At 72.3% G+C, this 26948-nt stretch carries 30 protein-coding genes; 19 read left to right on the forward strand and 11 right to left on the reverse strand.

The window, feature by feature from the left end:
• Positions 1-44 precede the first annotated feature (44 nt).
• The 3 genes from ACPA54_RS36455 to ACPA54_RS36465 form a co-directional block, all read right to left on the reverse strand.
• Positions 45-1403: a cryptochrome/photolyase family protein gene (locus ACPA54_RS36455; RefSeq protein ID WP_423536480.1), complete on the reverse strand. Its 1359-nt coding sequence runs from the start codon at positions 1401-1403 to the stop codon at positions 45-47.
• Complete coding sequence (locus ACPA54_RS36460) at positions 1400-2953, reverse strand: SDR family oxidoreductase (RefSeq protein ID WP_423536482.1); 1554 nt, start codon at positions 2951-2953, stop codon at positions 1400-1402. Before ACPA54_RS36460 ends, ACPA54_RS36455 begins: the two co-directional genes overlap by 4 nt.
• Before the next feature lie 222 nt (positions 2954-3175).
• Positions 3176-4021, reverse strand: coding sequence for a hypothetical protein (locus ACPA54_RS36465; RefSeq protein ID WP_423536483.1), 846 nt, complete (start codon positions 4019-4021; stop codon positions 3176-3178).
• A 295-nt stretch (positions 4022-4316) separates the two neighbouring features.
• Between ACPA54_RS36465 and ACPA54_RS36470 the strand changes: the two genes are divergently transcribed.
• Together ACPA54_RS36470 and ACPA54_RS36475 are read left to right on the forward strand one after the other, a co-directional pair.
• Entirely contained in the window at positions 4317-5327 is a 1011-nt protein-coding gene (locus ACPA54_RS36470) for an HAD family hydrolase (RefSeq protein WP_423536485.1), read from the forward strand.
• Between the two features lie 178 nt (positions 5328-5505).
• Positions 5506-7296: a thiamine pyrophosphate-requiring protein gene (locus ACPA54_RS36475; protein WP_423536487.1), complete on the forward strand. Its 1791-nt coding sequence runs from the start codon at positions 5506-5508 to the stop codon at positions 7294-7296.
• 387 nt (positions 7297-7683) lie between these two features.
• Here the strand turns inward: ACPA54_RS36475 and ACPA54_RS36480 are convergent, their stop codons facing one another.
• Positions 7684-8217 (reverse strand): type 1 glutamine amidotransferase domain-containing protein, encoded by a 534-nt coding sequence (locus ACPA54_RS36480; protein WP_423536573.1) that lies wholly within the window; start codon positions 8215-8217, stop codon positions 7684-7686.
• 180 nt (positions 8218-8397) lie between these two features.
• Here ACPA54_RS36480 and ACPA54_RS36485 point away from each other — a divergent pair, with 180 nt between their 5' ends.
• From ACPA54_RS36485 to ACPA54_RS36530, 10 genes are all read left to right on the forward strand, one after another.
• A complete protein-coding gene (locus ACPA54_RS36485; protein ID WP_423536489.1) occupies positions 8398-8838 on the forward strand; it encodes a hypothetical protein in 441 nt (146 codons plus the stop codon).
• A 43-nt stretch (positions 8839-8881) separates the two neighbouring features.
• A complete protein-coding gene (locus tag ACPA54_RS36490; RefSeq protein WP_423536491.1) occupies positions 8882-9352 on the forward strand; it encodes a Dps family protein in 471 nt (156 codons plus the stop codon).
• Positions 9353-9483: 131 nt separating this feature from the next.
• Complete coding sequence (locus ACPA54_RS36495) at positions 9484-9654, forward strand: hydrophobic protein (RefSeq protein ID WP_423536492.1); 171 nt, start codon at positions 9484-9486, stop codon at positions 9652-9654.
• Positions 9655-9727: 73 nt separating this feature from the next.
• Positions 9728-9934: a hypothetical protein gene (locus tag ACPA54_RS36500; RefSeq protein ID WP_423536494.1), complete on the forward strand. Its 207-nt coding sequence runs from the start codon at positions 9728-9730 to the stop codon at positions 9932-9934.
• On the forward strand, positions 9931-10962 hold the full coding sequence (locus tag ACPA54_RS36505) for a YihY/virulence factor BrkB family protein (protein ID WP_423536496.1): 1032 nt from the start codon (positions 9931-9933) through the stop codon (positions 10960-10962). The genes ACPA54_RS36500 and ACPA54_RS36505 overlap by 4 nt, the downstream gene beginning before the upstream one ends.
• 80 nt (positions 10963-11042) lie before the next feature.
• Positions 11043-11225, forward strand: a complete 183-nt coding sequence (locus tag ACPA54_RS36510) for a hypothetical protein (protein WP_423536497.1) — start codon at positions 11043-11045, stop codon at positions 11223-11225.
• 96 nt (positions 11226-11321) lie between these two features.
• The gene (locus tag ACPA54_RS36515) at positions 11322-11645 is read left to right on the forward strand and encodes a gas vesicle protein GvpO (protein ID WP_423536498.1); all 324 of its coding nucleotides are present in this window, start codon (positions 11322-11324) and stop codon (positions 11643-11645) included.
• Between the two features lie 78 nt (positions 11646-11723).
• Positions 11724-12197 carry a gas vesicle protein GvpJ gene (gene gvpJ / locus ACPA54_RS36520; protein WP_423536500.1) on the forward strand — a complete coding sequence of 158 codons (474 nt, stop codon included), beginning with the start codon at positions 11724-11726 and terminating at the stop codon, positions 12195-12197.
• Complete coding sequence (locus ACPA54_RS36525) at positions 12197-12934, forward strand: GvpL/GvpF family gas vesicle protein (RefSeq protein WP_423536502.1); 738 nt, start codon at positions 12197-12199, stop codon at positions 12932-12934. The genes gvpJ and ACPA54_RS36525 overlap by 1 nt, the downstream gene beginning before the upstream one ends.
• A 19-nt stretch (positions 12935-12953) precedes the next feature.
• Positions 12954-13250, forward strand: coding sequence for a gas vesicle protein GvpG (locus ACPA54_RS36530; RefSeq protein ID WP_423536503.1), 297 nt, complete (start codon positions 12954-12956; stop codon positions 13248-13250).
• Between the two features lie 106 nt (positions 13251-13356).
• Here ACPA54_RS36530 and ACPA54_RS36535 read toward each other — a convergent pair whose 3' ends face one another.
• Positions 13357-14022 (reverse strand): hypothetical protein, encoded by a 666-nt coding sequence (locus tag ACPA54_RS36535; protein ID WP_423536505.1) that lies wholly within the window; start codon positions 14020-14022, stop codon positions 13357-13359.
• Between ACPA54_RS36535 and ACPA54_RS36540 the strand changes: the two genes are divergently transcribed.
• From ACPA54_RS36540 to ACPA54_RS36560, 5 genes are read left to right on the forward strand one after another with little or no spacing between them, the layout of a single operon-like run.
• Positions 14021-15283, forward strand: coding sequence for an SRPBCC family protein (locus ACPA54_RS36540; protein ID WP_423536507.1), 1263 nt, complete (start codon positions 14021-14023; stop codon positions 15281-15283). The genes ACPA54_RS36535 and ACPA54_RS36540 overlap by 2 nt on opposite strands.
• Positions 15284-15286: 3 nt before the next feature.
• The gene (locus ACPA54_RS36545; RefSeq protein WP_423536509.1) at positions 15287-15763 is read left to right on the forward strand and encodes a gas vesicle protein; all 477 of its coding nucleotides are present in this window, start codon (positions 15287-15289) and stop codon (positions 15761-15763) included.
• Positions 15760-16569, forward strand: a complete 810-nt coding sequence (locus ACPA54_RS36550) for a GvpL/GvpF family gas vesicle protein (protein WP_423536510.1) — start codon at positions 15760-15762, stop codon at positions 16567-16569. Before ACPA54_RS36545 ends, ACPA54_RS36550 begins: the two co-directional genes overlap by 4 nt.
• Positions 16566-16811 (forward strand): gas vesicle protein, encoded by a 246-nt coding sequence (locus ACPA54_RS36555; RefSeq protein ID WP_423536512.1) that lies wholly within the window; start codon positions 16566-16568, stop codon positions 16809-16811. The genes ACPA54_RS36550 and ACPA54_RS36555 overlap by 4 nt, the downstream gene beginning before the upstream one ends.
• A complete protein-coding gene (locus ACPA54_RS36560; protein ID WP_423536514.1) occupies positions 16808-17197 on the forward strand; it encodes a gas vesicle protein K in 390 nt (129 codons plus the stop codon). Before ACPA54_RS36555 ends, ACPA54_RS36560 begins: the two co-directional genes overlap by 4 nt.
• Positions 17198-17204: 7 nt before the next feature.
• Here ACPA54_RS36560 and ACPA54_RS36565 read toward each other — a convergent pair whose 3' ends face one another.
• The 4 genes from ACPA54_RS36565 to ACPA54_RS36580 all read right to left on the reverse strand — a co-directional run bounded on the left by ACPA54_RS36565 (position 17205) and on the right by ACPA54_RS36580 (position 20223).
• Positions 17205-19085, reverse strand: a complete 1881-nt coding sequence (locus tag ACPA54_RS36565) for a SpoIIE family protein phosphatase (protein ID WP_423536516.1) — start codon at positions 19083-19085, stop codon at positions 17205-17207.
• Positions 19075-19428, reverse strand: a complete 354-nt coding sequence (locus ACPA54_RS36570) for an STAS domain-containing protein (protein WP_423536518.1) — start codon at positions 19426-19428, stop codon at positions 19075-19077. The genes ACPA54_RS36565 and ACPA54_RS36570 overlap by 11 nt, the downstream gene beginning before the upstream one ends.
• A 95-nt stretch (positions 19429-19523) precedes the next feature.
• Complete coding sequence (locus ACPA54_RS36575; protein WP_423536520.1) at positions 19524-19871, reverse strand: hypothetical protein; 348 nt, start codon at positions 19869-19871, stop codon at positions 19524-19526.
• Positions 19872-19899: 28 nt separating this feature from the next.
• Positions 19900-20223: a plasmid stabilization protein gene (locus tag ACPA54_RS36580; RefSeq protein WP_423536522.1), complete on the reverse strand. Its 324-nt coding sequence runs from the start codon at positions 20221-20223 to the stop codon at positions 19900-19902.
• A 223-nt stretch (positions 20224-20446) separates the two neighbouring features.
• Between ACPA54_RS36580 and ACPA54_RS36585 the strand changes: the two genes are divergently transcribed.
• Together ACPA54_RS36585 and ACPA54_RS36590 are read left to right on the forward strand one after the other, a co-directional pair.
• Positions 20447-23155, forward strand: coding sequence for an ATP-binding protein (locus ACPA54_RS36585; protein ID WP_479729433.1), 2709 nt, complete (start codon positions 20447-20449; stop codon positions 23153-23155).
• On the forward strand, positions 23152-25530 hold the full coding sequence (locus tag ACPA54_RS36590) for a SpoIIE family protein phosphatase (protein ID WP_423536524.1): 2379 nt from the start codon (positions 23152-23154) through the stop codon (positions 25528-25530). Before ACPA54_RS36585 ends, ACPA54_RS36590 begins: the two co-directional genes overlap by 4 nt.
• Before the next feature lie 14 nt (positions 25531-25544).
• Here the strand turns inward: ACPA54_RS36590 and ACPA54_RS36595 are convergent, their stop codons facing one another.
• Together ACPA54_RS36595 and ACPA54_RS36600 are read right to left on the reverse strand one after the other, a co-directional pair.
• Entirely contained in the window at positions 25545-25958 is a 414-nt protein-coding gene (locus ACPA54_RS36595) for an ATP-binding protein (RefSeq protein ID WP_423536525.1), read from the reverse strand.
• Between the two features lie 8 nt (positions 25959-25966).
• Positions 25967-26893 (reverse strand): SigB/SigF/SigG family RNA polymerase sigma factor, encoded by a 927-nt coding sequence (locus tag ACPA54_RS36600; RefSeq protein WP_423536527.1) that lies wholly within the window; start codon positions 26891-26893, stop codon positions 25967-25969.
• Positions 26894-26948 lie beyond the last annotated feature (55 nt).

Below are 26948 nucleotides of genomic sequence, written 5' to 3' on the forward strand. Positions count from 1 at the left end.
CCCGGCCATGGCCGTGAGTCCCCGCCCGGACACCAGGGCACCCCTCACCCGTGCGCCTCCCGATAGCGCGCCGTCAAGTCCTCCGGCTCGACGAGCGGATCCGGGTAGCCGTTCCGGTCCGCCTTCGGCACCTTCCACGGCTCGCGCACGGCCCGGTCGGAAACGCCGCTCAGTTCCGGCACCCACTGCCGGACGTACGTCCCGTCCGGGTCGAGGCGCCGTGCCTGCGCGAGCGGGTTGAGCACGCGGTTCGGGCGGGTGTCGTTGCCCGTTCCCGCCATCCACTGCCAGTTCATCTGGTTGTTGGCGATATCCCCGTCGACGAGCAGGGACAGGAAGTGCGCGGCGCCTTCCCGCCAGTCGTGGCGCAGCGTCTTGACGAGGAACGACGCGGTGAGCAGGCGCGCCCGGTTGTGCATCCAGCCCTCCTGTGCGAGTTGCCGCATCCCGGCGTCCACGAGCGGGTAGCCGGTGCGGCCATCGCGCCACGCCTTGGCCTCGGCCTCGTCGCGCACCCAGGTGTCGCCGCGTTTCCGGTAGTCGGTGTCCGCGCAGTCGGGGCGGGCGGCCAGCACCTGGTGGTGGAAGTCGCGCCAGGCCAGCTGGCGGACGAACGCCTCGGCACCCGCGGACTCCTCCGCCGCGGCCTGCGCGGCGATTTCGGTGGCGGACAGGCAGCCGAAGTGCAGGTACGGCGAGATCCGCGACGTGCCGTCGGCGCCCAGCGCGTCGTGCGCCTCGTCGTAGCCGGCGAGGCCGCCGCCGTCCACCCACCGCCGCCACACCCGCCGGCCTTCCGATTCGCCGCCCTTCGGCAGGGCGGGAGACGCCGCCCGGTACGACGGAAGCGCCGTGCCCGAGGCCGATTCCGGTACGTCGAGGCGTGCCGGGGCCGACAGGACCTTGCGGCCCGGCACCGCCGACCACGCGCGCAGGTAGGGCGTGAACACCGCGTAGTGGTCGCGGCTCGTCGGGGTCACCGCGCCCGGGTCGAGAACGGTGAGGCTCCGGCCGTGCACGTGCAGCCGATCGTCGAACGCCGCGCGCAGCTCCTCCTCGCGGTGCGCGGCATGCCGGGTCACTCCGGCGGCGACATGGATGCGCGTGGCACCGGTTTCGGCCATGAGGCGCTTCACCTCGTGGGCCGTGCTGCCCTTGCGGACCACCAGGCGGCCGCCCCGGGAGCGCAACGAGGCGTCGAGGTCGGCGAGGCAGTCGGCGAGGAAGGCCATGCGGTTCGGTGCCGCGAAGGGCGTGCCCGTGATGGCGTCGTCGAGCACGAAGAGCGGTAAGACGTCCGGCCCGTCGGCGAGCGCGGCGTCCAGGACCGGGTTGTCGTGCACGCGCAGGTCCTGGGTGAACAGCACGATCGCGGGCGAAGTGCTGTCGGATTGGCGGGTCATGGGGTCTTTCCGGTAGGGGCGGTCGGGGGGTTCGTCGGAGTAGTGGATGCCGCGACGGCGCGCGCCGCGATGCGTCGTGCCATGCCGCCGAACACGATGGCGTGGAACGGCGAGATGGCCCGCCAGTAGGCGTGTCCGGCGAGGCCTCGGGGGTGGAAGAGCGCGCGTTGCAGGTAGACGCTGCCCCGGCCGCGCGGGTCCGGGCGGACGGACAGTTCGAGCCAGGCCAGGCCGGGCAGCCGCATTTCGGCGCGCAGGCGGAGGAGCCGTCCGGGCTGGATCTCCTCGACCCGCCAGAAGTCCAGCGCGTCTCCGACCCGCAGGCGGTGGGAGTCGCGGCGGCCGCGGCGCAGCCCTACGCCGCCCACCGCGCGGTCCATGACGCCGCGCAGCGACCAGGCGAGGGGGAAGGAGTACCAGCCGTTCTCGCCGCCGATGCCCTCGATCACCGACCAGACCGCGTCGGTCGGGGCGTCGACGGCCCGCTGCCGGATGTCGCGGTACAGGCTGCCGCCCGCCCACGCGGGGTCGGTGGGCAGCGGATCCGCGGGCACCCCGGGGACGGACGCGGACGACCAGCGCGTCGCCACGTCGTCGTCCCGCACGCGCCTGAGGGCCAAGTGCAGGGCCCGGTCGAACCCGGTGAGGCCGCCCGGCGGGTCGGCGATGTGGTCGGCGATGTCGTGTTCGCTGCAGACGACTTCGTGCCGCAGCGATTCCACGAGCGGGCGGGCGAGCGAACTGGGCACCGGTGTCACGAAGCCGACCCAGAGGCTGGACAGCCCGGGGGTGAGGACACCCACGGGGATGATCACCCGCCTGGACAGCCCCTCGGCGGCCGCGTACCGGGTCATCATGTCCCGGTACGTGAGCACTTCGGGGCCGCCGATGTCGAACGCGCGGTTCACCTCGCGCGGCAGATCCGCCGCACCGACGAGGTAGTGCAGGACGTCGCGCACCGCGATCGGCTGCACGGCCGTCCGTACCCACCGCGGGGTGACCATCACCGGCAGCCGCTCGGTGAGATAGCGGAGCATCTCGAACGACGCCGAGCCGGATCCGATGACGACCGCCGCGCGCAGCTCCGCGGTGGGAACACCGCTGGCCCGCAGCACACGCCCGACTTCGGCGCGCGATCTCAGGTGCGGGGACAGCTGCGCCGCGGGCACGCGTGCGGGCAGCAGGCCGCCGAGGTAGACGATGCGGCCGACGCCCGCCGAACGCGCCACGCCGCCGAACGCCCCGGCGGCTTCGCGGTCGAGGCGTTCGAAATCGGTCCCGGTGCCGAGGGAGTGCACGAGGTAGTACGCGACGTCCACCCCATCCAGCGCGGGCCCGAGCGTCGCCGGGGTCAGGACGTCGCCGCGGGCGACGTCCACGCGGTCCCGCCACGGCTGGTCGCGCAGCCGTCCGGGATCCCGGGCCAGACACCGCACCCGGTACCCGGCGTCGAGCAACGCGGGCACGAGACGGCCGCCGATGTAGCCCGTCGCACCGGTCACCAGGCACAGCGGGGCGGATTCCTGAGGAGTTGTTCCAGGTTTACTCATCTTGGTTGCGTATTGTCCCGTGGCGCGGCCCGTTTTCCGTGCAGGCCGGGCCAGTCGGGCGGGGTGAGCCGCCGCAGCCCGTCCGACGCCCGGTCGATCATCCACCGGGCGGCGTCACCGGTTCTCGGACACCGCGGGAACGGTGCCCGCCCGGCCCCCGGGGTGCAGGGAGGCCGGGCGGGCTTGCCGCGCACGGGTGTTCGTGCGGTCCGGCCGGCCGGGTCAGCCGCGGGTGGCCGCCGTGAGTTTGTCCACCTGTGCCTTCACCTGCGCGTCGGGCACGAACTCGGCGCTGTACGAGGTGCTTTCCGGGCGGCCGTCGTACTTGACCAGGTTCGGTCCGACCCGGACGAACTGGAGTGACGCGGACGGCTCCGGGTGGTTCGGGTCCGCCATGTTCTTCGGATCGCCCCACAGCAGGCTGACCCACACCGAGGCGTCGCCCATCTGCGGCTGGTGATCGCCCCACATCACCTGGTACTCGGTCTTCTGGCCCTTGGTGTTCGTGGCGGTCATCTCCAGGCAGTCGTGCGCGTCGCGCAGCTTGGCGACCGCGGCGAGCTGCTTGGAGATCTCGTCCTGGCTCTGGAAGCGCACCAGGTCGAGCGATATCGACGTGTGCTTGTCCGCGGTGGTGGTGAGGATCTCGCCGGCATACGCGGCGGAGGCGGGCTTCGCGCCGGCCATCAGGTCGAGCAGCGGCTGGCACTGCGCGTTCGCGGGGACGGCGGTCATCGTGATGCTGCCGTAGACGTCGCTGGTGTTGGGCTTGGCGGTCCAGCCGGTGCCCATCTCCTGCTGGGTGAGAAGCGCGGCCTTCAGGTCGGCGGAGGTGAGGGCCTTGCTCCCGGCACCGGCCGAGCCGGGGGACGCCGGACCACCCGAGACCGGACCCGAGGCCGGAGCCGACGGCCCGGAAGCCGTCGCGGCGGGCGCGGAGGAGGCCGAGACGGCGGCGTCCCCGGCTTTCTTGTCCTTGTCGTCGGAGCCGAACTTGCAGGCGCTGACGCCGAGCAGCAGGGAAGACGCCAGAGCGGCGTAAGCAAGGCGCGTGCGGGCAGAACGCATCGATGTCCTCTGCGGTGTGTGGTGACGGATCGACCAGTGATCATTGCCGGGGAGAATGTGCCAGAGCCATCGATTTCCCTGCCGAGCGGGGTGGTCCGGCCCCGCCCGCACCGGGCGGCCGAGCACCGTCCGCCGCCTGCGGCGCCGCTCCATCCGGTACGCGCGGATTGTCGCTGATCCCGCGCCGCCTCCCGGTACGGCCTGCCAGCATGAACGCGGCTGCGCGGCGGCGGGCCGGCCGAGGCAGCCGGTGGCCGGGGCGCCAATGTGGCAACAGGACGTCGGAGGACGGTGGATGGCGGAGAACGGGCAGTACACGGGCCGTATTCGGGGCGGCAGTGTGCAGGGCATCGCTTCCGACTTGGACGGTACGCTTGCCCGGACGACGAGCGAGGATCCGAAAGACCCGGTCAGCTGGAACCGGGCCAACGAGATCGCCGTGGCGCGTTACGGCGCCGAGGTGGAGCCCCGGCACCTGGAGGGCCTGCCGGACGGTGCGACGAGTCTGGACGTCGCCGCCCGGCTCGTGGCCGCGGTCGCCGAGCGCGACGCGTCCCGGGTGCCGGCGGTCGAGGAGATGGCGCGCGCGAACGACGAGGCCATGGCCGGGCTCATCCGCGAGCACGGGGTGGCGCCGATGCCGGGTGCGGTGCCGCTGCTCGACCGGCTGACCGAGGCGAACGTCCCCGTCGCGATGGTGACGGCGTCCAGTTCGGGCATCGTCGACGCCGTCGCGAGTGCGATCCCGGGCCTCCGCCACGAGCGTTTCGTCGACATCGTCGCGAACGACACCGAAGGCCTGGCGCAGACGAAGCCCGCGCCGGACCCCTACCTGAAGGCGGCCGGCAACAACGGCTGGAGCCCGGGCAACGTCGTCGCGCTGGAGGACTCCTCGACCGGCGTCGCCTCGGCGGCCGCCGCCGGCATGCCGTTGGTCCACGTCACGGGCGCCGGACCGGTCCGCACGCGGCACGGCCGTATGGAGGTGGCGTCTCTGGATCAGGTAACCCCGGACCACTTGCGCTACTTCGGTGCACTCAACGTGCCCGATGTGCGCACGCCCGACGTGTCCCGGATGGACAAGAGCAACACCAAGCAGGCCGCCCCCAGCCGGCCGCTTTCCGCCGTCATCGGCGCCGCTCCCCGCCCCGCCCGCGCGTTCGCGCCGACCGGCGGCGGGTCGCCCGCGGCAGCCGGCACCACACCCCGCGAAATCCCGGCCGTCCCCGTGCACATCCGGAACGTGCCCGTCCCGCAGGGGCGAGACCGCCTCCACACGGTGGCGCGCGAAATCGGCCTGGGCTGACGCGGCCGTATCGTGACCGCAGCATCCGGCCGCGCGTGACAGGAGGGTCGGCCGGGTTTCCCACGCCCATTTGCGGCTAGCCGCACGGTGAGTGCCCGTCGCGTGTCCGCGGTGGGGCCGTGCGGGCGTGCGTGGAACGCCGCACGGGGCGCAGCCGGTCCGAAGGAGGGCAGATCCCGTGTCAGCAAAGGTTGCCGATTACGTCTTGGAGCGCTTGCGGGACTGGGATGTCGAATACGTATTCGCCTATCCCGGTGACGGGATCAACGGTCTGCTCGCCGCCTGGGGCCGCGCCGAGGACCGGCCCAGGTTCATCCAGGCCCGGCACGAGGAGATGGCCGCGTTCGAGGCGGTGGGCTACGCGAAGTTCTCCGGCAGGCCAGGCGTGTGCGCCGCGACGTCCGGGCCCGGGGCGATCCACCTGCTGAACGGGCTGTACGACGCCAAGCTCGACCACGTCCCGGTGGTGGCCATCGTCGGCCAGACCGACCGAAGTGCGATGGGCGGCTCGTACCAGCAGGAAGTCGACCTGCTCAGCCTCTACAAAGACGTCGCCTCGGCTTACTGCCAGATGGTGACCGTCCCCGAGCAACTGCCCAACGTCCTCGACCGGGCCATCCGCACCGCCGCGGCGCAGCGCACCGTGACCGCCGTGATCATCCCGGCGGACGTGCAGGAGCTGGACTACGAACCTCCCGGGCACGCCTTCAAGATGGTCCCGTCGAGCCTCGGCATGTCGCACTGGGCGCCGGTCCCCGGGGAGGACGACCTGCGCCGAGCCGCGGCGATCCTCAACGAAGGCGAACGCGTCGCGATCCTCGCCGGGCAAGGCGCCCGCGCCGCCCGCGCGCATGTCGAGACGATCGCCGAACTGCTCGGCGCCGGCGTGGCCAAGGCCCTCCTCGGCAAGGACGTCCTGCCGGATACGCTCCCGTACGTCACCGGCTCGATCGGTCTCCTGGGCACCCGCCCCTCGTACGAGATGATGCGCGACTGCGACACCCTGCTGGTCGTCGGATCGAGCTTCCCCTACAGCCAGTTCCTCCCCGAGTTCGGTCAGGCCCGGGCCGTGCAGGTCGATATCGACCCCTTCATGGTGGGCCTGCGCTACCCGTTCGAAGTGAACCTGGTCGGGGACGCCGTCGCGACACTGGAACGGCTGCTGCCGATGCTCGTCCGCAAGGACGACCGCGGCTGGCACGACACCATCCAGGACAACGTCGAGCGGTGGTGGCAGGTCATGGAACGGCGGGCCGCCGTCGACGCCGACCCGATCAACCCCGAGTTCGCCGTCCACGTGCTGGACCACCTGCTGCCCGACGACGCGATCCTCAGCGCGGACTCCGGATCCAGCGCCAACTGGTACGCCCGGCACCTGAAGATGCGCGGCGCCATGCGCGGCTCGCTCTCGGGCACGCTGGCCACCATGGGCCCGGGCGTCCCGTACGCCATCGGCGCCAAGTTCGCGTGCCCGGACCGGCCCGCGATCGCGCTCGTCGGCGACGGGGCGATGCAGATGAACGGCATGGCCGAACTCATCACCATCGCCAAGTACTGGCACGAGTGGGAAGATCCGCGGCTGGTCGTCGGGATCCTCGACAACCGCGACCTCAACCAGGTCACCTGGGAGATGCGCGCCATGCAGGGCGCCCCGCAGTTCCTGCCGTCGCAGCAGCTTCCCGCGGTCGACTACGCCGGGTTCGCCGAGTCGCTCGGCCTGCGCGGCATCGCCGCCGAGGAGCCGGGCGAGGTCGAAGCCGCGTGGGCGGCGGCGCTGAAGGCCGACCGGCCGTGCGTGGTCTCGATCCACACCGACCCCGCCGTGCCGCCCATCCCGCCGCATGCCACCTGGGACCAGATCGAGGCGGCCGCCGCCTCGGTGCTCCGCGGCGACAGCGACCGCGCCGCGATGGTGCGCCAGGGCTTCAAGGCCAAACTGCAGGAGTTCCTGCCCGGAGGCCGGTCATGACCACCGCGGCGCGGGTGGTGGCGAACGTCCGCACCGGCCGCCTGCAGCGGACGATGGCGCTGCTCACCGCGGCCGGGTCCGCGGTGACGGCCGCGTAGGTCTACCCGGAGCACGACCGCGCCGGGCGGCGGCGGACGCAACTACGACTACCGGTACGGCCAAGATCCGCGACCAGTGCTACGCCGGGACCGCCGCCGCCGCTCGGGGCCCGCATCCGCTGGCGGCGGGCGCCCGCCGGGTTCGTCGCGGCCCGGCTGCCGGCCGACGGGCCGGACGTGCACCCGGCGTACACGACGCGCGACGGGCGGGTGCCGCCCGAACGGCATTCCGGCCTTCCGGCGCCGCCTTCCGGCCGATGCCCACCCGTCGGCGCCTGCTCGCCGGTGCCTACTCGGCGAAGTGGCGCAGGATCGCCGCGTTGAAGGCCGGCAGGTCGTCCGGCTTGCGGCTGCTGATCAGCAGGTTCGGCGGGCCCGCGTCGACCACGACCTCGTCGTCGTGCCACACGCCTCCGGCGTTGCGGATGTCCGTGGCCACACTGGGCCACGAGGTGACGGTACGGCCGCGCAGTACGTCCGCTTCGACGAGTGTCCAGGGGCCGTGGCAGATGACCGCGACCGGTTTGCCGGCGTCGAAGAACGCCTTGGCGAACGCGACGGCGTCGGGGCGGGTCCGCAGGTAGTCGGGGTTGGCGACGCCGCCGGGGAGGACGAGGCCCGCGTAGTCGTCGGCCGAGGTGCTGCCGACGGTCGCGTCGACGGGGAACGTGTCGGCGGCGTCGAGGTGGTTGAACCCGCGGATTTTGCCGTCGTCGGTGGACACCAGCCGCGGGGTGCCGCCCGCGGCTTCGACGGCCTCCCACGGGGACGTCAGCTCGACCTGCTCGACACCCTCGGGCGCGACGAGAAACGCGATGGTCATTCCATGGAGTTCGTCGGACATACGGGCCTCCGCTCGGGTTCGGACCCGGGCGCGGCCCGCCCGGGCACTCACCGGGCCGCTATCCGGATCCGCGCCGGTCAATCACCTTTCCCCTGCCCCTGGACCCGGATGAACCGGCCGCGCTCGGGTAGCGGCCCGGGCGAAGGGAGATGAGCGACGATGTCCACCCCACTTGGTGCCCAGGGATTTCCCGCTCCGCCGGACCAGCCTCCGGTACTCGGACACCGCGCGCGGATGCGCCGGGCGCGGCAGTTGGCCTGGGTGGCCCTGTCCGCGCTGGAAGACGACCAGGTCGAGGAGCTGACCCAGCGCCTGGTGCGGCGGATGCGCCTGCTCCCGCCGTTCGGTCCTTCGTACGCCCGCTTCCGGGCGTGCGTGGCGGAGCTGTGCACTCCGATGACCGGACCCCTTGTCGACCGCCTCGCCCGGGACCCGCGCTTCGGCCGGGACACCGCGGCCCGGCTCGTCCGCCGCGGCCTCATGCGAGCGATCGACACCTATCCCGCCGGTTGCGCGACGACTTTCCGCCACCACGCGCTCACGACGATCACGGTCGCACTGAACGCCGCGGAAGCCGACCTTCCGGCGCCGCCCGAATAACCGTCGGGCGTACCGACCACCATCAGCCCCAAGGAGCACAACCATGGCCGTCATCACCAGCCCCCTCGCCGACGATGCCCGCAAAGTCACGGGCGAGGCGCTGCAGGGCGCACTCGTGGACCTGCTCGACCTGTCGCTGGTCGCCAAGCAGGCGCACTGGAACGTCCAAGGCCCCCGGTTCCGCAGCGTGCACCTCCAGCTCGACGAAGTGGTGACCTCGGCTCGGACCTTCGCCGACACGGTGGCCGAACGCGCGGTCGCGATCGGTGTGAACCCGGACGGCCGCGCGGCGACTCTGGCCCGCGACACCGGGGTCCCGGGGATCGCCGAAGGCTGGATCAAGGACACCGACGTGATCACTGCGTTCGTCGAGGCGCATGTCGCCGTCGTCCGGCGGATGCGCGACCGGATCGCCGCCACCGAGGAGCCCGACCCGGTCAGCCAGGATCTGCTGATCACGATTACCGCGGAACTCGAGAAGCAGGCCTGGATGTTCCAGGCCGAGAACAGCTGACCCGCCGCGCATCGCGCCGCCGACCCCGTGCCGGGGCCGGCGGCGCGGGCCTGCGCGGACTCCGACCGGCGGGCTTCAGCCCGGACCCGGCCCCGGCGTGTGGAAAGCGATTTCCTGGGAAGCCGCCCGGCATGATTCCAATCCTTCTGGTTTTCCTGTTGGCGCTGATCCTGTTCGGTGCCGGGTTCGCACTTCACGTGCTGTGGTGGATAGCCCTGGCTGTCCTGGTCATCTGGCTCCTCGGCTTCCTGTTCCGAGGAGCGGGCGCGGGGGGCTCTCGGGGCCGCTGGTACAGGTGGTGATCCGCTTCTCGAGGGGCGCGGCCGACGGGTGTGTCACACCCGCCGGCCGCTCCCCTCGGGAAAGGAGTCCGTCATGGGTCTGCTCGTCGGACTGTTGCGTGCAGTTGCCGGAATCGTTACGGCGCTGCTCGGTGTAGTCGTGGGGCTCGTCGCGGCCGTCGTATGGCTTGTCGGCGCCCTGCTTTGTGTGACGATTCTGCTGATTCCCTTGGGGCTTCCGGTCGTCCGGCTGGCCTCCCGGTTGTTCGGGCTGGCGTGGCGTTTGATGCACATTCCGTGAAAGCCCGGTACGACGACGGCGGAGGGGCCGATATTCGCAAGCCGAACAAGCCGAACAAGCCGAACAAGCCGAACAAGCCGAACAAGCCGAACAAGCCGAACAAGCCGAACAAGCCGAACAAGCCGAAGAAGCCCACCGACCTGCCGATGCGGGCGTGGCGCCAGGTACTGTCCCGAGCCGTCGCCGCGTTCCGCCGCGACCACTTGGGCGACGGCGCCGCGGCACTGACTTACTGGGCGACGCTGTCCCTGTTCCCCGGCATCCTGGTCCTCGTCTCGGTCCTGGGCGTGGTCGGGACCGCCGCCACCCGGCGGATCCTCGACAACCTGGACGACATCGCGCCCGGTGCGGCGCGGGACATCCTCAACGGCGCGGTCACGCAGCTGCAGGCCGGCCGCAGCTCGGGCTCGGTGTACGTGGTGGTGGGGCTCGCCGCGGCGCTGTGGGCGGCCTCCGGTTACGTGGGCGCGTTCATGCGCGTGGCGAACCAGGTGTACGAGGTGTCCGAGGGGCGCCCGTTGCGGAAGACGTTTCTCCACCGCATCGCGGTGACGGCCGGGCTGCTGTGCTCGGCGTGCTTGGCGGCGCTGATCGTGGTCTTCACCGGAGCACCCGCGCGGGGGCTCGGCCACGCTCTCGGCATCGGCGACACCGCGTTGACCGCCTGGTCGTACGCCAAGTGGCCCGTGCTGCTCGTCCTGGTGATGCTGACGCTGGCCGCCTTGTACCGGACGGCCCCGGACACGCGGGACGAGCACATCCGCTGGCTGACGCCCGGAACCGTGGTCGCGGTCGCCGTGTGGCTCGTCGCATCCGCGGCTTTCGCCGCCTACGTGGCGAACTTCAGTTCCTTCAACCGCACTTATGGCGCGCTGGCCGGCGTCGTGATCTTTCTGATCTGGCAGTGGCTGACCAACGTCGCCATCCTCTTCGGCCTCCAGTTCGACGCCGAGCTGGCCCGCGAACGCGCCCGCCGAGGCGGCTCCCCGAACCCGGCCCGCCCGCGCGGCGGCCCGGCTCCGCGGTAGCCGCCAGGCCATACACCGGCTCCGGCAGGGCAAGTTGCACCGCCAGGTGTGAGCGGCACGAATTGCGGCAGCCTCCGGGCATGGACGTGACCTGCTGGAGGTTCTCCATGCATGCCGACCTCGCGATCGCCGGCCCCGCACTCCTGCGCGGCATCGGTGTGTTCACCGCGCGCCGTCTCGGGGCCGTAGGCGGCGCCTTTGTGGCCGCGTTCCTTTTCGCGCTCTTCCGGTCGGCGTTCCGCCGTCTTGTCATTCGCAGATGACGCAGGACAGCTGCATACGATTTGCGAATAAATGTGTTGAAAGCGATAAATCGGCTAGGCGCCCCACATGCGACGTAAACCGAAGGACGTGGCCACATGGCCGAGCAAACGCCTCGCCGAACCAAGAGCGGAAGCAGCGCCCGGAAGTCGAGGGCTGCCGCATCCGGCGTGGGGGCGAAGGATGCCGCCCGGCTCGCCCACGAGTACGTCGACGCGCTCGTGGACCGGCCGGTCGACGGCGTCTCCGGACTGCGCCGGACCGACGACGGCTGGGAGATCAGCATCGACGTCGTGGAGGTGCCGCGGATCCCGGACACCACGAGCCTGTTGGCGACCTACCGCCTCCGGCTCGACAAGCGCGGCGAGCTGGTCGGCTACGACCGGGTCGCACGCTTCCGCCGCAGCGACACCTCGGGCTGACCCGCCCGCCGGTGCCGCCCCACCAACGCAAATCCCGCGACAAGCACGCGGGAACCGACCGAGAAAGGCGGAAGTGCGATGGGTTCGCCCAACCAGCCTGCCACCCGGCAGCGGGACGACGCCGCCCGCTCGGGGAACCTCTACGACGTTCTGGAGCTGATCCTCGACCGAGGAATGGTCATCGACGTCTTCGTCCGGGTGTCGCTGCTCGGACTCGAACTTTTGCAGATCGACGCACGGATCGTCGTGGCCAGCGTCGACACCTACCTGAAATTCGCCGAGGCCACCAACCGGCTCGACCTCGAGCACACCGGACGCCGCTCCACGCTCCCCGGCCTGGTCTCCGACATGACCGAATCCGGCAGCAAGGGCAAGACCGAAGGCGCGATCGGAGGAGCCGTCGACGCGATCTCCGGAAAGGTGCAAAAGGCGGTCGGCAAAGGCGACGACGAGGACGAAGACGACTCCGGCGCGTCCTCGAAGCGCGAACGCGAACCCGAGCACGCGCGGCCGCGGCGCAGGCGGCGGCACACCGACGAAGAGGACGAGTGATGGCCACCTACGTCTACGCCATCATCCCGGCGGACGACGCGCTGCCGGACGTGTCCGGCATCGGCGACCCGCCCGCCCCGCTGCGCCGGATCGCCCGCGGACCGGTCGCCGCGGTCGCCGGCGACGCGCCGCCGGACCTCCGGGCCCGCCGGCGCGACGTCGCGGCGCACCACGAAGTCCTCAGCACACTCGCCGACCGCGGACCCGTCCTGCCGCTGCGCTTCGGCGCCGTCCTCGACGACGACGCGCAGGTCGCCGCCCATCTGGAGGAGCAGGCCACCCGCTACGCCGAAGCTCTGGAACGCCTCGCCGGGACGACGGAGTTCAACGTCAAAGCCGAGTTCGACCTCGACACCGTCCTGCGCGACATCGTGGCCGCCGACGACGGCATCCTGGCCCAGCGCGAAAAGGCGCGGAAGAGCGGAGTCCTCGACGACCAGATGCGCCTGGGCGAACTCGTCTCGAACGCCGTGGCCCGCCGCGAGACCGAGGTCCGGGACCTGCTGCTCCACCGGCTGGCCGACCAAGCGATCGACACGCAGACGGGCCCGGAAGTGGAGAACGTCGCGGCGAACCTGTCCTTCCTCGTCGAACGCGCGAACGCCGACAGCTTTCGGAGCGCGGTGCAGGCACTGGAGGGCAACGTGGGCGACGGCGTGTGGCTGCGCTGCACCGGCCCCCTGCCCGTGTACAGCTTCGCCCCCGACGCCGTACCCGACGCCGTCGAAGGCACCTGACGGAGGCGGGCGAACATCCATGGGCCTGTTCACCGGACTGCTGACACTTCCCCTGACTCCGGTCCGCGGCGTCGTCTGGGTGGCGCGCCGCGTCGAGGACGCGGCCACCGCGGAGATCCGCAACCCGGCCGCGATCCGCGCAGAACTCGCGGAACTGCAACGCGCATTGGCCGAGGGAGAGATCGACGAGGAGACCTACGACAGGCGCGAGGACGCCTTGCTGGAACGTCTCGAGCCGGCGACATACCGGCTCGGATCGAGTGGACCGGCCATACCGGCACGAGACGGGGACGAGGAGGACGAGGAGGAGTCATGAGCAACCGAGCCATTCTCGCCGCGGCAGTGGCGGGCGGTTATGTTCTGGGCCGCACCAAGAAGGGACGTATGGCCATCGGCGTCGGCAGTTATCTGCTGACCAGGCACTACCGCGTCAATCCCAAGGAACTGGTCGCCGCCGGAGCAAAACGACTGGGTGCGGCACCGGAGTTGCAACGCGTCACCGACCGGGTGCGCAAGGACGTGACCGCCGCCGGCAAGTCCGCGCTCACCGCCCAGGTGGAGCGCCGCGTCGGAGCGCTGGCCGACCGGCTCGAGGACCGGGCCGACGAACTGGACAAGTCGCCGTACGAGGGCCGCGCGAAGGACGACGGAGAGTCGGAGTCGTCCGGGCCGTCGCGGTCGGCGAAGTCGGGTAGCTCGGCGAAGTCCGGCAGTGCGTCGAAGTCGGGCAGCGCCGCGAAGTCGAGCGGCTCGTCCAAGTCCACCAAGTCCACCAAGTCCACCAAGTCCGCCGGATCGCCCCGGTCCGCGAAGTCCTCCGGCTCGTCCGGGTCCGCCAAGTCGTCCCGTTCGTCCGGGTCCGCCAAGTCGTCCCGTTCGTCCGGATCGGCCAAGACCACGGGGTCGTCCCGGTCCGCGAAGTCCTCGGGTACGTCCAAGACGGCGAAGTCGTCTTCGTCGTCCTCGTCGCGGAAGAGCCCGTCCGGCGGATCGTCGCGCCGGGGCACGTCCTCGCGGACCGCGTCGCCGAGCCGCACCCGGAGCACGGGGACCCGGTCGCGCAGCACCAAGAAGGAGGACTGAGCCATGGCCACCCGCAGCGAAACCGCCAACGACACCCGCAGCGACTCGGGCAACGGCAGCGCGGACGCGCCCATGGACCGGTTGATGGAAGCCGCCGAGCACTATCTGGCCGCACGTACCTTGCACTTCGTCGAGAACGCCGGACAGCACGTCGTGAACGCCGCCGACAAGATGGCGGAGGGCAACGGTTCCGGACTGCTCTCCGGCCTGGATCTCCCCAAGCCGCATCTCGGCTCGATGGTCGGGCACGTGGCGTCGGCCGGGTTCAGCGGGCTGAAGTCGAAGCTCCAGTCCGGCACAGGCGACGGCATGTCCGGAGCGGCGGGCAAGGTCGCGGAGACGGCCGCCAAAGCCGTCGGAGGGAAGGGCCAGCGCAGCGCCAAGAAGTTCACGCACATCACGGAGGTCATCGACGTCGGCGTTCCCGTGGACGTCGCCTACGACCACTGGACGCGCTACGAGGAGTTCTCCGACTGGTCGAAGGGCGTCCGCAGCGTCGACGAGAAGGGCGACGACGAGAGCAACTGGAAGGTCAAGATCGGTCCCTCCAGCCGCAGCTGGCAGGCCAAAGTGGAGGAGGAGACCGAGGACGAGCGCATTGTCTGGACGTCCGACGGCGCCAAGGGCAGCACGCGCGGCGTGGTGACCTTCCACGAGATCGGCGACCGTCTCACCCGCATCGTGGTCGACGTCGAGTACCACCCGTCCGGTCCGGTCGAGCGGGTCGGCAACCTGTGGCGGGTCGGTGGACGGCGGCTGCGGCTCGACCTCAAGCGCTTCCGCCACCACGTGATGTTCGCCGAAGACCACGAAGGCGACCGGGAAGACCAGGACGACGAGGCCGGCACGGAGGAACCGGAGGACGAGGAGTCGGCCGAGGAAGAGCCTGACGACGACGAGGACGAAGCCGAAGCCCAGGACGAAGACCAAGACGAGGACGAGGACGAGGCGGAAGACGAGGACGAGGCGGAAGACGAAGACGAGGCGGAGGACGAAGAGGACGAAGACGAAGCGGAGGGCGACGAGGAGGAACCGGAAGACGACGAGGACGAGGCCTACGACGAGGACGACGAGTACGACGACGAGTACGACGACGAGGCCGAAGACGAGGACGAGGAAGAAGAGGAAGAGCCCGAAGACGACGAGGAGGACGACGAGGAGGACGAGTACGACGACGAAGACGAAGATGAGGAAGAGGACGAGGAAGAAGCAGAAGAGGACGGCGACCGAGGCAGCCGCCGCTCCCGCACCACGAAACGCCGCTGACCGATGAGTGACGGCACCTACCCCACCCGCCGAGCCGGCCCGTACGACCAAGGCCGGTCCGGCAGCATGCCCGCCCGCGGGGCGCCCTACCCCTCCGAAGGGCCGGTCAACCTCGCCGATCTCCTCGAACGCATCCTGGACAAGGGCATCGTGATCGCCGGCGACATCAAGATCAACCTCGTCGACGTCGAACTGCTCACCATCAAACTGCGCCTGCTCGTCGCCTCGGTCGACCGTGCCAAGGAGATGGGCATCGACTGGTGGGAGCACGACCCGAGCCTCTCCTCCAAAGCCGCCGACCGCCGACTGGCCGAGGAAAATGCCCAGCTGCGCCGCCAGTTGGAGGCACCCGCCGCGGAGTCCGCGGCCGCCGTCGAGTCGGCGGATCCCCGCCTCGTCGACGAGAACCGGCGGCTGCGCCGGATGCTGGCCGAGGCCGAGGGGGAGGGCGGTGCCGAGCACGAGGAGGACGAGTCGTGACTGCCTCCGACACCGCCAGCTACCTCTACGCGGTGGCACACGCGCCGTTGCCCGATGAGGCCCTCACCGGCGTGGCCGGGGTCCACGAAGGCCCCGTGCGGACCGTGGCCGAGGGCACGCTGGCCGCGGTCGTGCAGAGCGTCCCCCGGGAGGAGTTCGGCCCGGAGGCCCTCGAACGGCGGCTCGGCGACATCGCCGAAGTCGAGCGCTTGGTCCGCGCCCACCACCGCGTCGTCCAGGCGGTCGGCGCCGGAACGGCCGTCGTGCCCATGCGCTTGGCCACGCTGTATGCCGACGACGACGGCGTGCGCCGCGTCCTGCAGGACGAGGCCGGACGGCTCGACGCCGCGCTCGCCCGCATCACCGGGCGTGCGGAATGGGGGGTCAAGGCCTACGGCCCGCCCCGCACGGGACGCGGCCGATCCGCCGCCGCGGACGGCGGGACCGGACCCGGCGCCGGCCGGGAATACCTGCTCCGCCGCCGCGCCGAGCGCGCCGAGGCCGAGCGCGCCCACGCCGAACTCCTCGAATCCGTCGTCGAGTTGGACGCCGACCTGCGGGCCGTGGCGGACGACGTCCGGCACCTGCCACCCCGGCCGACACCCGGCGCGGGCGACGCGGCCGACGGCGAAACGAACGTCCTCAACGCGTCCTACCTGGTCGCGCACGAGCGGACCGACGCGTTCGGTGCCGCACTCGCGCGCTGGGCGGACTCCCGATTGCGCCTCGACGTGGGCGGCCCATGGGTGCCGTACTCGTTCACCGCGCCGGAGGAGGGCTCGGACTCCGGAGGCGCCTTCCCGTGACCGCGCCTGCCCTCTCGCTGCCGCCGCCGCTGCCGGACGTCCGCACCGAGGCGACGCTCGTCGACCTGATCGACCGCCTGCTCGCGGGCGGCGTCGTGATCTGCGGGGAACTGACCCTGACCATCGCCGACGTCCCGCTGGTCCGCATCGACCTGCGGGCGCTGATCGCCCCGGCCCCCACCGCCGACGATCGCCGCCCACCGGCGAGCCCCTCGGAGAGCCCACCGCGGAGCCGAACATGACCACGCACAACCCGCTCCCCGGCAGCGAAGGCTGGTGGCCCGACCCCCGCCGCGATCGACACCCCGACGCGCACGGCGACCCACGCCGTCCCTCGCGGCGAAGCCCGTCCGACCGGCACCGCATCGACCTCGACCCGGACGAGGTCGAACGCGACCTGGTCCGCCTCGTCCTGACCCTGGTGGAACTCCTGCGGCAGCTGATGGAACGCCAGGCGCTGCGCCGCGTCGACGCGGGCGAGCTGGACCCCGAGCAGGAGGAGCGGATCGGCCTGACCCTGATGCTGCTGGAAGACCGGATGGACGAGTTGCGCGAACGCTTCGACCTCCGCCCCGAAGACCTCAACATCGACCTGGGGCCGCTGGGTTCTCTGCTGCCGCGCTCGTGAACCGGACTCACGCGTCCGAACGTGCGACTTCCGGCACCCGGATCCCGATCAGGCAGGTGTCGTCCCGCGGATTCGGCGCGCCCAGGTCGCGCATGATGCGCGTGATGCACGCCTGGAGGTCGTCGGAGGGATCCTCGCGCAGGCTCCGCACCAGGCGGGACAGGCCGCGGCCCAAGTCGTCGCCGCGCCGGGCGACGAGGCCGTCGGTGTACATCAGCAGCATGTCGCCGGGGGCCAAGGCCACCGAGCCCGTGCCGTAGTCGGCCTCCAGGGTCGCACCCAGCACCATGCCGCGCGGCGGCTCCAACACCCGCGGCACGCCCGCACGCATGTGCACCGGCGGCGGGTGCCCCGCCTGCGCCCACGTCAGTTCGGTCGTCTTCGGGTCGACGTGGGCGCAGATCGCGGTGGCGATGTAGTCGGAGCGCTGAGAGCAGACCATCTCGTTGAGGCGGCGCAGGATCGTCGCGGGTTCGGCCCCGGTGTAGGCCATCCCGCGCAGGGCGTGCCGAAGCTGGGTCATCGCCGCGGCGGCGGGCAGGCCGTGCCCGGAGACGTCGCCGATCGCGACGAGGGTGCGGCCGTCGGGGAGCGTTGCCGCGTCGTACCAGTCGCCGCCCACCTGGGCACCTTCCGCGGCGGGCACATAGCGGGCGGCGAACCGCACCGCCCGGGGGTCGGAGGTGTCCGGCACGGTCAGCAGGGCCCGCTGGAGCATCCGCACGGCGCGGTGCTCGACGGCGGTGCGCTCGCGCTCCTCGGTGAGCTGCCCGCGGGCCTCGTCGAGCGCCGCCTGGTCGCGGCGCCACGCGCTGACGTCCTGGAGGACGCCGCGGACGGCCACCAGCCCGGACCCGTCCGGTGTGGACACCGGCTCGGCGGCGGCGCGGACCGTGCAGGTGCGCCCGTCCGGCCGGACGACCCGGAACTCCAGTGTCTGCGTGCGCCGTTCGTCGACCAAGGCCTGCGCCATGGCCCGGGCCGCCGGGAGGTCGGCGGGGTCGACCAAGCCGGCGGCGGTGTCCAGATCGGGTACGCCGTCCGCCTCGTCGCGGCCCAGGATGCCGAAGACCTCGGAGGACCACGACAGCTCGCCGCTGCCCACGTCGTAGTCCCAGATCCCGATGTGGGCCAGGCGCTGCGCCTGCGCGAGCTGGGCGCCGCGCCGCTCGTCCTCGTCCTCGATGCGCCAGTTGAGCAGCAGCCCGCCCGGCAACACCGTGGCCCGCATGATCATCGTCGACGAGTGCAGGACTCCGCCGACGACCTCGATGAACTGCTGGGCGGTGCCTTGGTAGGGGATACCGGAGGCCTGCACCCGCAGCAGTTCGCGGAAGATCCCGGACACCACCATGCCCGGGTACAGCTCGGTCATCCGGCCGCCGAGCAGCTGCTCGCCGGTGCGCCCGGCCAGGTCGACGGTGGCCGCGTTGGCGTAGGCCACCCGGAAGTCGACGACGGCTCCGGTGTCGTCGCGCACCGGCCTGAGGATGACCGCCGGATTGAGCAGGCTGTCGAGGAGCGCCCACGGGCTCTCGCCGCCGCCGAGCGGGCCGGGGCCGGGTTCCACGGCGGCCTCCGGTGCCCCCGGTGTCTCCGGTGCCCCCGGTGCGGTCGGAGCCGGCTCAGGCGACGGGACCGCCGTCCCGAGCAGCTCCGCGGCGACGTCGACGAGCTTGCGGTTGGTGTCCTGCGACATCGCCGAGAGCCGGGCGAAGGCATCGTCCGCGGAGCACCCCAGGCGCGCCATGAGCACGCCCTTGGCCTGCTCGATCACGGCACGGCGGCGCATGGCCGTGCGCAGTCCGTCGATCTCGGAGCGCAACCGGTCGACGGTGTCCGCGAGGACCACGGCATCGGCGGGGCGGTCGCGCCGGTCACCCGTCACACGCGGCGCCTATGTCGGTGTAGGTGGGCAGCAGGGGTCCGACCTGGGTCAATTCGATGATGCGCAGAACGTCGTCGCGTGCCGCAGCCAACCGCAGGTCGCCGCCTGCCGCACGCAGCTCCCGCGCGGCAGTGAGCAGCACGCGAAGGCCGGTGGAGTCCATGTATTCGACGGCCGTCATGTCGAGGACGACGCGGCGGATGCCGTCCGAGGCCGGCGCAGCCAACTGCCGCGCCAAGTCGTCGGCAGTCCCGAAGTCGAGGTCGCCGGAAACCGTCACGACACGCCAGCCGTCCTGGAGGGGACGCTGGTCTTCCCCCGTGGGTCCGTCTGGTGCCGGCATCCCGGCTCCTCTCGACGGCGCCTGCTGGGCGCGTGGTTCCGCTGCCTCCAGCGTAGGCCGCCCGGCCGAACCGGGCCGCTCGGCGCCGCGGGCCCTCACGGATCGCGCCGCCGGCGCCGCCGGGACATCCGCCACCCGCAGGCCCGGAACAGCCATAGGAACGCGGTCGCGACGCAGCCGAACCACATGCCCGCCGCGACCGCGACGAGCACGATGTTCCCGGTGCCGCGGGCGGCACCGAGCAGCCCGACGGCGGCCAAGAGCCAGGCGGCGAGGACCCACCCCGGGTGCACGTGCAGCCGGTGCCAGTAGACCGAGGGCAGGCGCCGGAGCGGCGGCCGCATGCGGCACAGGGCGCCGGCCAGGGCGCGGTCCTCGCTCAGGTCGTGCTCGATCTCCGCGAGCAGGCGCCGCTCGCGTGCGGTGAGTCCCGGCCCTTCCACGGTCCGCTCCGGTCATCCCGTCCGGCGTCTAGCTGCCGAGGGCGTTCTGGAGCTGTTTCTTGTTCATCTTCGATCGGCCGTCGATGTTGCGGCGCTTCGCCTCGGCGTAGAGCTGGTCGTAGGTCTGGCCCCCGGCGCCCTTGTGCGAGCGCTGCCCGCCCCGCTTCCCGGAGGACATGTCCTGGGTCGACGACTTGCTCGCGGTCTTGGATTCGCCGTGCCGGGCCCGTTCCTTGTTGACGGTGCGGGCGGCGATCTCCTCGGCCCTCTTCTCGCTCTCGCCGCGATTCTTGGCGCTGTCCTTGATGTGCTCGTACTGGCGTTCCCGTTTCGGGCTGGATCCGCGCGGCATGACACACCTCTCCACGATCGATGCGGCGGCCGTGGTGCCGCCTGCATTCCGCCGCTACCCGCCCGTGCCGGGTTGACGCCTCGTCCGCGCCGCGCCCGGCCGCGGCTGTCTGCGCGACTGCCGCGGGGTCCGGAGGTAGCGTGGGTTAGGCCGTCCGGGGCCGGTCGGTGCGGCTCGGGGGCCGCGGCCGCCCCGTTGTCCGCCGGCCGAATCGAGGCACATCATGTCCGGTGCCGAGCAGGGCCCCCCGCACGAGCCGGGGCGCCCCCGGCGGCACGATCACCACGACGGGATCGGCAACGACGAGCTGCAGCCGCTGCTCGCCGGGCTGACCGCGGTCCGGGACGGCGACTTCACGATCCGTCTGGCGACCGATGCGCCCGACCTGAGCGGCGAGATCGCGGCCGTCTTCAACGGAATGGTCGAGCAGCTGGCCCGGTTCACCGACGAGGTGACCCGGGTGGCACGCGAAGTCGGCAGCGACGGCCGACTCGGCGGCCAGGCCCAAGTGCGCGGAGTCGGCGGCGCGTGGCGCGACCTGACCGACTCGGTGAACGCCATGGCCGACAACCTCACCGGACAGGTGCGCAACATCGCGCTGGTGACCACCGCGGTCGCCAACGGCGACCTGACCAAGAAGATCGACGTCGACGCGCGCGGGGAGATCCTCGAACTGAAGACGACCATCAACACGATGGTCGACCAGCTGTCGTCGTTCGCCGCCGAGGTCACCCGGGTGGCGCGCGAGGTGGGCAGCGAAGGCCGGTTGGGCGGACAGGCCGAAGTCGAAGGCGTGTCGGGGACGTGGAAGCGCCTGACCGAGAACGTCAACGAACTCGCGGGGAACCTCACCCGGCAGGTGCGCGCCATCGCCGAAGTCGCCAGCGCGGTCGCGGAAGGCGACCTGACACGCTCGATCACCGTCGACGCGTCCGGCGAAGTGGCCGAACTCAAAGACAACATCAACACCATGGTCGGGTCGCTGCGCGAGACCACCCGGGCGAACCGCGACCAGAACTGGCTCAAGTCGAACCTGGCACGGATCTCCGGCCTCCTGCAGGGGCGCCGCGACCTGGCGGTGGTCGCCGACGTGGTCATGGACGAGCTGACCCCGCTCGTCTCCGCGCAGTACGGCGCGTTCTACCTCGCCGAGGAAGGCCCGTCGGGCCCGCGGCTGCGGCCCATCGGCGCCTACGGCGCCCGCGTCGCGGACCTCCCGACGCCGGCGTCCGGCGAGTCGCTCGTCGGACAGGCCGCGCGCAGCCGGCGCACCATCACGGTCGACGCGGTGCCCGCCGGCTACCTGGTGTCCTCGGGCCTCGGGCACGCCCCGCCCGCGGCGCTCGTCGTGCTGCCCATCGTCGTCGAAGACCAGGTCGTCGGCGTCATCGAACTGGCGTCGCTCTCCCTGTTCACCGAGGTCCAGCACGCCTTCCTCGACGAGCTGATGGAGAGCGTCGGGGTCGCCATCAACACCATCCTCGCCAACAACCGGACCGACGAACTCCTCGACGAGTCGCAGCGGTTGGCCGTGGAGCTGCAGGCCCGCTCGGAGCAGCTCCAGGACCAGCAGGACGAGCTGCGCCGCTCCAACGACGAACTCGCCGACAAGGCCGGGCTGCTGGCCGAGCAGAATCGCGACATCGAGGCCAAGAACCGGCAGATCGAGCAGGCCCGCCAGGAACTCGAGGACCGGGCACGTCAGTTGACCGCGACCTCGAAGTACAAGTCGGAGTTCCTGGCCAACATGAGCCACGAACTGCGCACGCCGCTCAACAGCCTCCTCGTCCTCGCCCAACTCCTCGCCCAGAACGCGGCCGGGAACCTGACCGCCAAGCAGGTGGAGTACGCGGGCATCATCCACTCGGCCGGCTCCGACCTGCTGCAGCTCATCGACGACATCCTGGACCTGTCCAAGGTGGAGGCCGGGAAGATGGAGATCCATCCCGAGCCCGTCGTGGTACGCGGACTGCTGGACGACTTGGAGGCGGCGTTCCGGCCGATGACCGCGCAGAAGGAGCTCGACCTCGCGTTCACGTCGGCACGCGACGCCCCGGCGGAACTCGTCACCGACGCCGCCCGGCTGCGCCAGGTCCTGCGGAACCTGCTGTCGAACGCGGTGAAGTTCACCGAGAGCGGCGGCGTCGCCCTGTCCGTCGACCGGCCGTCCGCGGAGGAGACCCCCGAGGACGTCGGCACGCCGGGCGAGGTGGTCGCGTTCCGGGTACGGGACAGCGGCATCGGCATCCCGCCGGGCGAACTGGACTCCATCTTCGGTGCGTTCCAGCAGGCGGACGGCACCACGAGCCGCAAGTACGCCGGCACCGGCCTCGGCCTGTCCATCAGCCGCGAGATGGCACAGCTGCTCGGGGGAGCGCTGGCCGCCCGCAGCACGCCGGGGCAGGGCAGCGTCTTCACGCTGTACCTCCCGGTCACCCCGCCCTCGGGCGTCGGTTCTTCCGGTGACCCCGCCCGTGCCGTGGAGGCGGCAGCGGCCGCGACCGAGCCGGTTTCCGCCGCGGCGACGCGCGGACCGCTGGCGGGGCGGACCGTCCTCGTGGTGGACGACGACGCCCGCAACCTGTACGCCATCAGCACCGCCCTCGAACTGCACGGCGCCCGCATCGTCGCGGCGTCCGACGGGCGCGCGGCGGTCGCCGAACTGGCCCGGCACCCGGAGACCGACCTGGTGCTGATGGACGTGATGATGCCGGACATGGACGGCGACGCGGCGACCGCGGCGATCCGCCGCATGCCCGGATACCGGGACGTCCCGATCGTCATGGTCACCGCCAAGGCGATGCCCGGCGACCGGGAGAAGAGCCTCGAGGCCGGTGCGGACGACTACCTGACGAAGCCCGTCGACACCGACGACCTGGTCGCGCACGTCCGCCGGCTGCTGGCCGGGCGCGCCCCGCGTGCGGAATCGTGAACCCGGCACCCGATCCCCGACCCCCGGCGGCGCCCGGGCCCGCGAGCCCTGCCGAGACGGCCCGGCTGACCGCGACCGTGGCCCGGCTGCGCGGCGAACTGCGGGCCGCGGGTGCCGACGCGGACCGGCGGGCGCTGCTGGGCCTCGCCGCGGGCATCCTCGTCGCCCGTCTGGAGTGCACGCCCGCGCAGGCGGCCGAGCGCATCGCCGCACTCGCCGATGCGGCCGGGATCCCTCCGGCGGAGCTGGCCGCGGACATCGTCGGCCGGGACGTGCCCGGCACGGCCGCCGAGGCGGTGCCCGAGGACGTGCCGGCCCCGGAGCGCTTGGCCGCGCGGGCCCGGCTGTGGGGCGCCGAGGCGGCCGCGGCCACCGCGTCCGACGCGGACGACGCGGCCCGCGCCGTGCTGGAGAACGCGATGGCGCCTTTGGGCGCGGCCGCCGTCGCGCTGTGGCACGTCCAGGCGGACGGCGCGCTGCGCCTGGCCGGACAGGCCGGGCTCCCGGCGGGCGAGGCCGCACGCTGGCGGCACGTGCCGCCCGGGGTGGCGACGCTCGCCGGACGGGCGGTCGCGGAGGGGGAGGCGGTCATCGGCCGCGGCGCTGCCCTGGGGCCGGCCGCGGCCGGCCCGGCGGCGCCCCGCGCACCCTCGGCGGCAACCGCCGGCCGGGTCCCGTCCGGTGTCCGGATGGCCGCACCCGCCTTCGCCGGCGGGCGCATCGCGGGCGTCCTGGAAGTCTGCTGGCCGGAGGCCGCCGCCCCGGGCGCCGAGCGCTCCGCGCCGCCGCCCGACGTGGTGCGCCAAGTCGCCGCGATGGCCGACGTGGCCGCGCGAGCCGTGCCCGCCCCCGCGCACCCCGCCCCGCCCGCCGCGGGCGCGGCCGCCGACGTCGCCGACGTCCTCCCGTGCCCGGCCGTGGTCCTGCTGCCTGTGCGGGCCGAGGAGCCGGCCGACGTCGACGACTTCGTCGTGGACCACGCCAACCGGCACTTCGCCGACCCCTCGGGCCGCCCGTGGCCGGAACTCCGCGGGGCACGTCTGACCGAGGCCTATCCGCCGGCCGCCGAGCCGGGGCGGCTCCTCGACCTCGCCCGCCGTGCCTACCGCACGGGCACCCCGGCCACCCTCCGGCTCGCGCCGCCCGCCCCGGGCACCGACACCGGCCCGGACGTCGCCGTCTGGACGGTCGGCGAGGCCGTCGTCGTGTCCTGGCTGCCGGTCGAGGACCGCGCGGGTCGCCTGGCCGACCTGGTCGCCGAGGCGCAACGCATGGTCAGCGTCGGCGGGTTCGAAGAGAACCTCGGCACCGGCGACGTGCTGTGGACCGACGAGGTGTACGCGCTGTTCGGCCTGCCCGACGACGCCCGGCCTCTCGGCCTCCGACAGCTTCCCGCCCACGTCCACCCCGACGACGGCACCGTGGTCGCCCGCTTCCTGCGTACCGTCCTGGACCACGGCCGCCCCGCGTCCGCGGTGCTGCGGCTGCTCCGGCCCGACGGCGCCGTGCGGCACACCCGGATCGTCGCCGCGCCGAGTCCCGGCACGCCCGAGGACACCGGCGTGCGGGTGCGCGGCGCGTACGAGGACGTCACCGCCGAATACGGCACCGCGGTCGCCCTCGCGGCCACCCGCGAACGCCTCGACGAAGCCGAGGAGGAATCCGCGGCCCGCAACCGCCTCGCCCGGCAGCTCCAGGAAGCGATCATGCCGACGGACGCGGAGGCCGGCACGGGAGGCCTGCGCGTCGCCGTCCGCTACCGGCCCGCGCAGGCCGACGCCGCGGTCGGCGGCGACTGGTACGACACCGTCGAACTCCCGGACGGATCCGTGCTGTTGTGCGTCGGTGACATCGCCGGCCACGGCATCGCCGCGGCCACCGGGATGATCGTCCTGCGCAACGCGCTGCGCGGCTTGGCGATGGCCTGCTCCGACCCCGCCCGCCTGATGCACTGGCTCAACGCCGTCGCCTGCCACCCGCTGGGCGCCGTCACCGCCACCGCTGTGTGCGCGGTGTACGACCCGCGGTCGCACACGCTCACCTGGGCTCGTGCCGGGCACCTGCCGCCGCTGTGGGTGCACGGCGACCGTGCCGAGCCGCTGCCCCTCGTCGACGGTCCGATGCTCGGCGCGTTCCCGGAAGCCGAGTACGACGAGCAGCGCATCGCCCTCGCACCCGGCGACACGCTGGTGATGTACACCGACGGGCTCGTGGAACGCCGCGGCAGCTCGGTCTCGGACGGCGTCGCCCGCCTCGCCGCGCTCCTCCCGCGCCGCACCCGGGGCCCGGAGGAACTCCTGGACCGCCTCTTGGCGCTGGGCAACGCCGACACCGACGACGACACGTGCGTGATCGCCGCGCAAGTCCCCGAATAGCGTTCGTCCGCGGCTCAACCCACGCCGTTGTGCGCCGGGCGCGGGCTGCGCAGCGGCACGTCGGCGCGGACGATCTTGCCGCCGGGCACCGGCAGCACTTCGATCCCGCGCGTCAGGCGGGCCACGATGAACAGGCCATATCCGGACGGCGGGCGCATGCGCACGATGCTGACCGGCACGGGTCTGCCGTCCCGCACCGCGACGTGGACGGCGTCCGGGCAGACGACCACGGTCAGCCGGCACGGCCCGGGCGCGTGCCGGCAGGCGTTCGCGACGAGTTCCCCGACGACCATGAGGACGTCCAGCACGGCCGTATTGGCGAGACCGCAGCTCTCCTCCGCGGTCAGGAACCGGCGGGCGGCCCGGCGCGCGCTGCGCACCGAGCCGGGCGTGCCGTCCAGCTCCAGAGCCAGGGTGTCATCGCCCATCCACATGATCATCCAGTGCGAGCGGCGGCCGCGGCCCGCGGCCGGGGTTCGGGGTGTGCCCCGCGGGGCCCGCGGGGTTCGGAGGCTTCGGGGGGTCGGTCCGACTCCAGGATCTCCCGCAGCCGGAGCAGCGTCGCGGTGAGGAGCCGCGAGACGTGCATCTGCGAGATGCCCAGCCGGTCGCCGATCTCGTGTTGCGGCAGGTCGCGCCAGAACCGCATTTCGAGGAGTTGTTGCTCGCGGTAGGGCAGGTCGTGCAGCAGCGGCCGGACGGACTCGCGGAACTCGACCAGGTCGAAGTCCGTCTCTTCGTAGCCGAGCCGGTCCACCGGGCGGGACCGGGTGTGCGACGTGTCGTCGGTCGGGGCGGCGGCGTCGAGCGAGTCGACGAGGTAGGCGTGCCCGGCGTCCCGGGCTTCCAGGACCTCCGCCAGGCTCAGCCCGGCCTCGGCCGCGACCTCGGCCTCGGTGGGCGTGTGTCCGAGCTGCTGCTCCAGCCGGTCGGTGGTCTGCGCGACCGCCAGGAAACGCTCCTGGAGGCTGCGGGCGACATGCACCGGCCACGCGGTGTCCCGGAAGTAGCGCTTGATCTCGCCACTGATGGTGGGGAGCGCGAAGGTCGCGAATTCCACACCGCGCTCGGTGTCGAATGCGTCGATCGCCTTGAGCAGGCCGACGACGCCGGTCTGCAGGACATCTTCGCGGTTGGCGCGGCGGTGGCCGAACTTGCGGGCGGCGTAGCGGACGAGCGGCATGTTCAGCTCGACTATGGTGCCGCGGACGTCGCCGTAGTCGGGGTCTTCGGGTTCGAGTGCGCGCAGCACGCGCAGAAGCCGGTCGCTGATGCGACGGGCCTCGGCCTTGGTGATCTTGCGCAACTCCTGCCGCGTGAAACGCGGCGCGGGCGAAACGTTCGCCTGAGTACGCACCGACATGGTTCTGCTCCTCGCAGGCCATGATCCGCGGTGGCTCGCGGTGCGCTTCGAGCGC

This window comes from Uniformispora flossi (assembly GCF_049534875.1).
GTDB classification, from domain to species: domain Bacteria; phylum Actinomycetota; class Actinomycetes; order Streptomycetales; family Streptomycetaceae; genus Yinghuangia; species Yinghuangia aomiensis.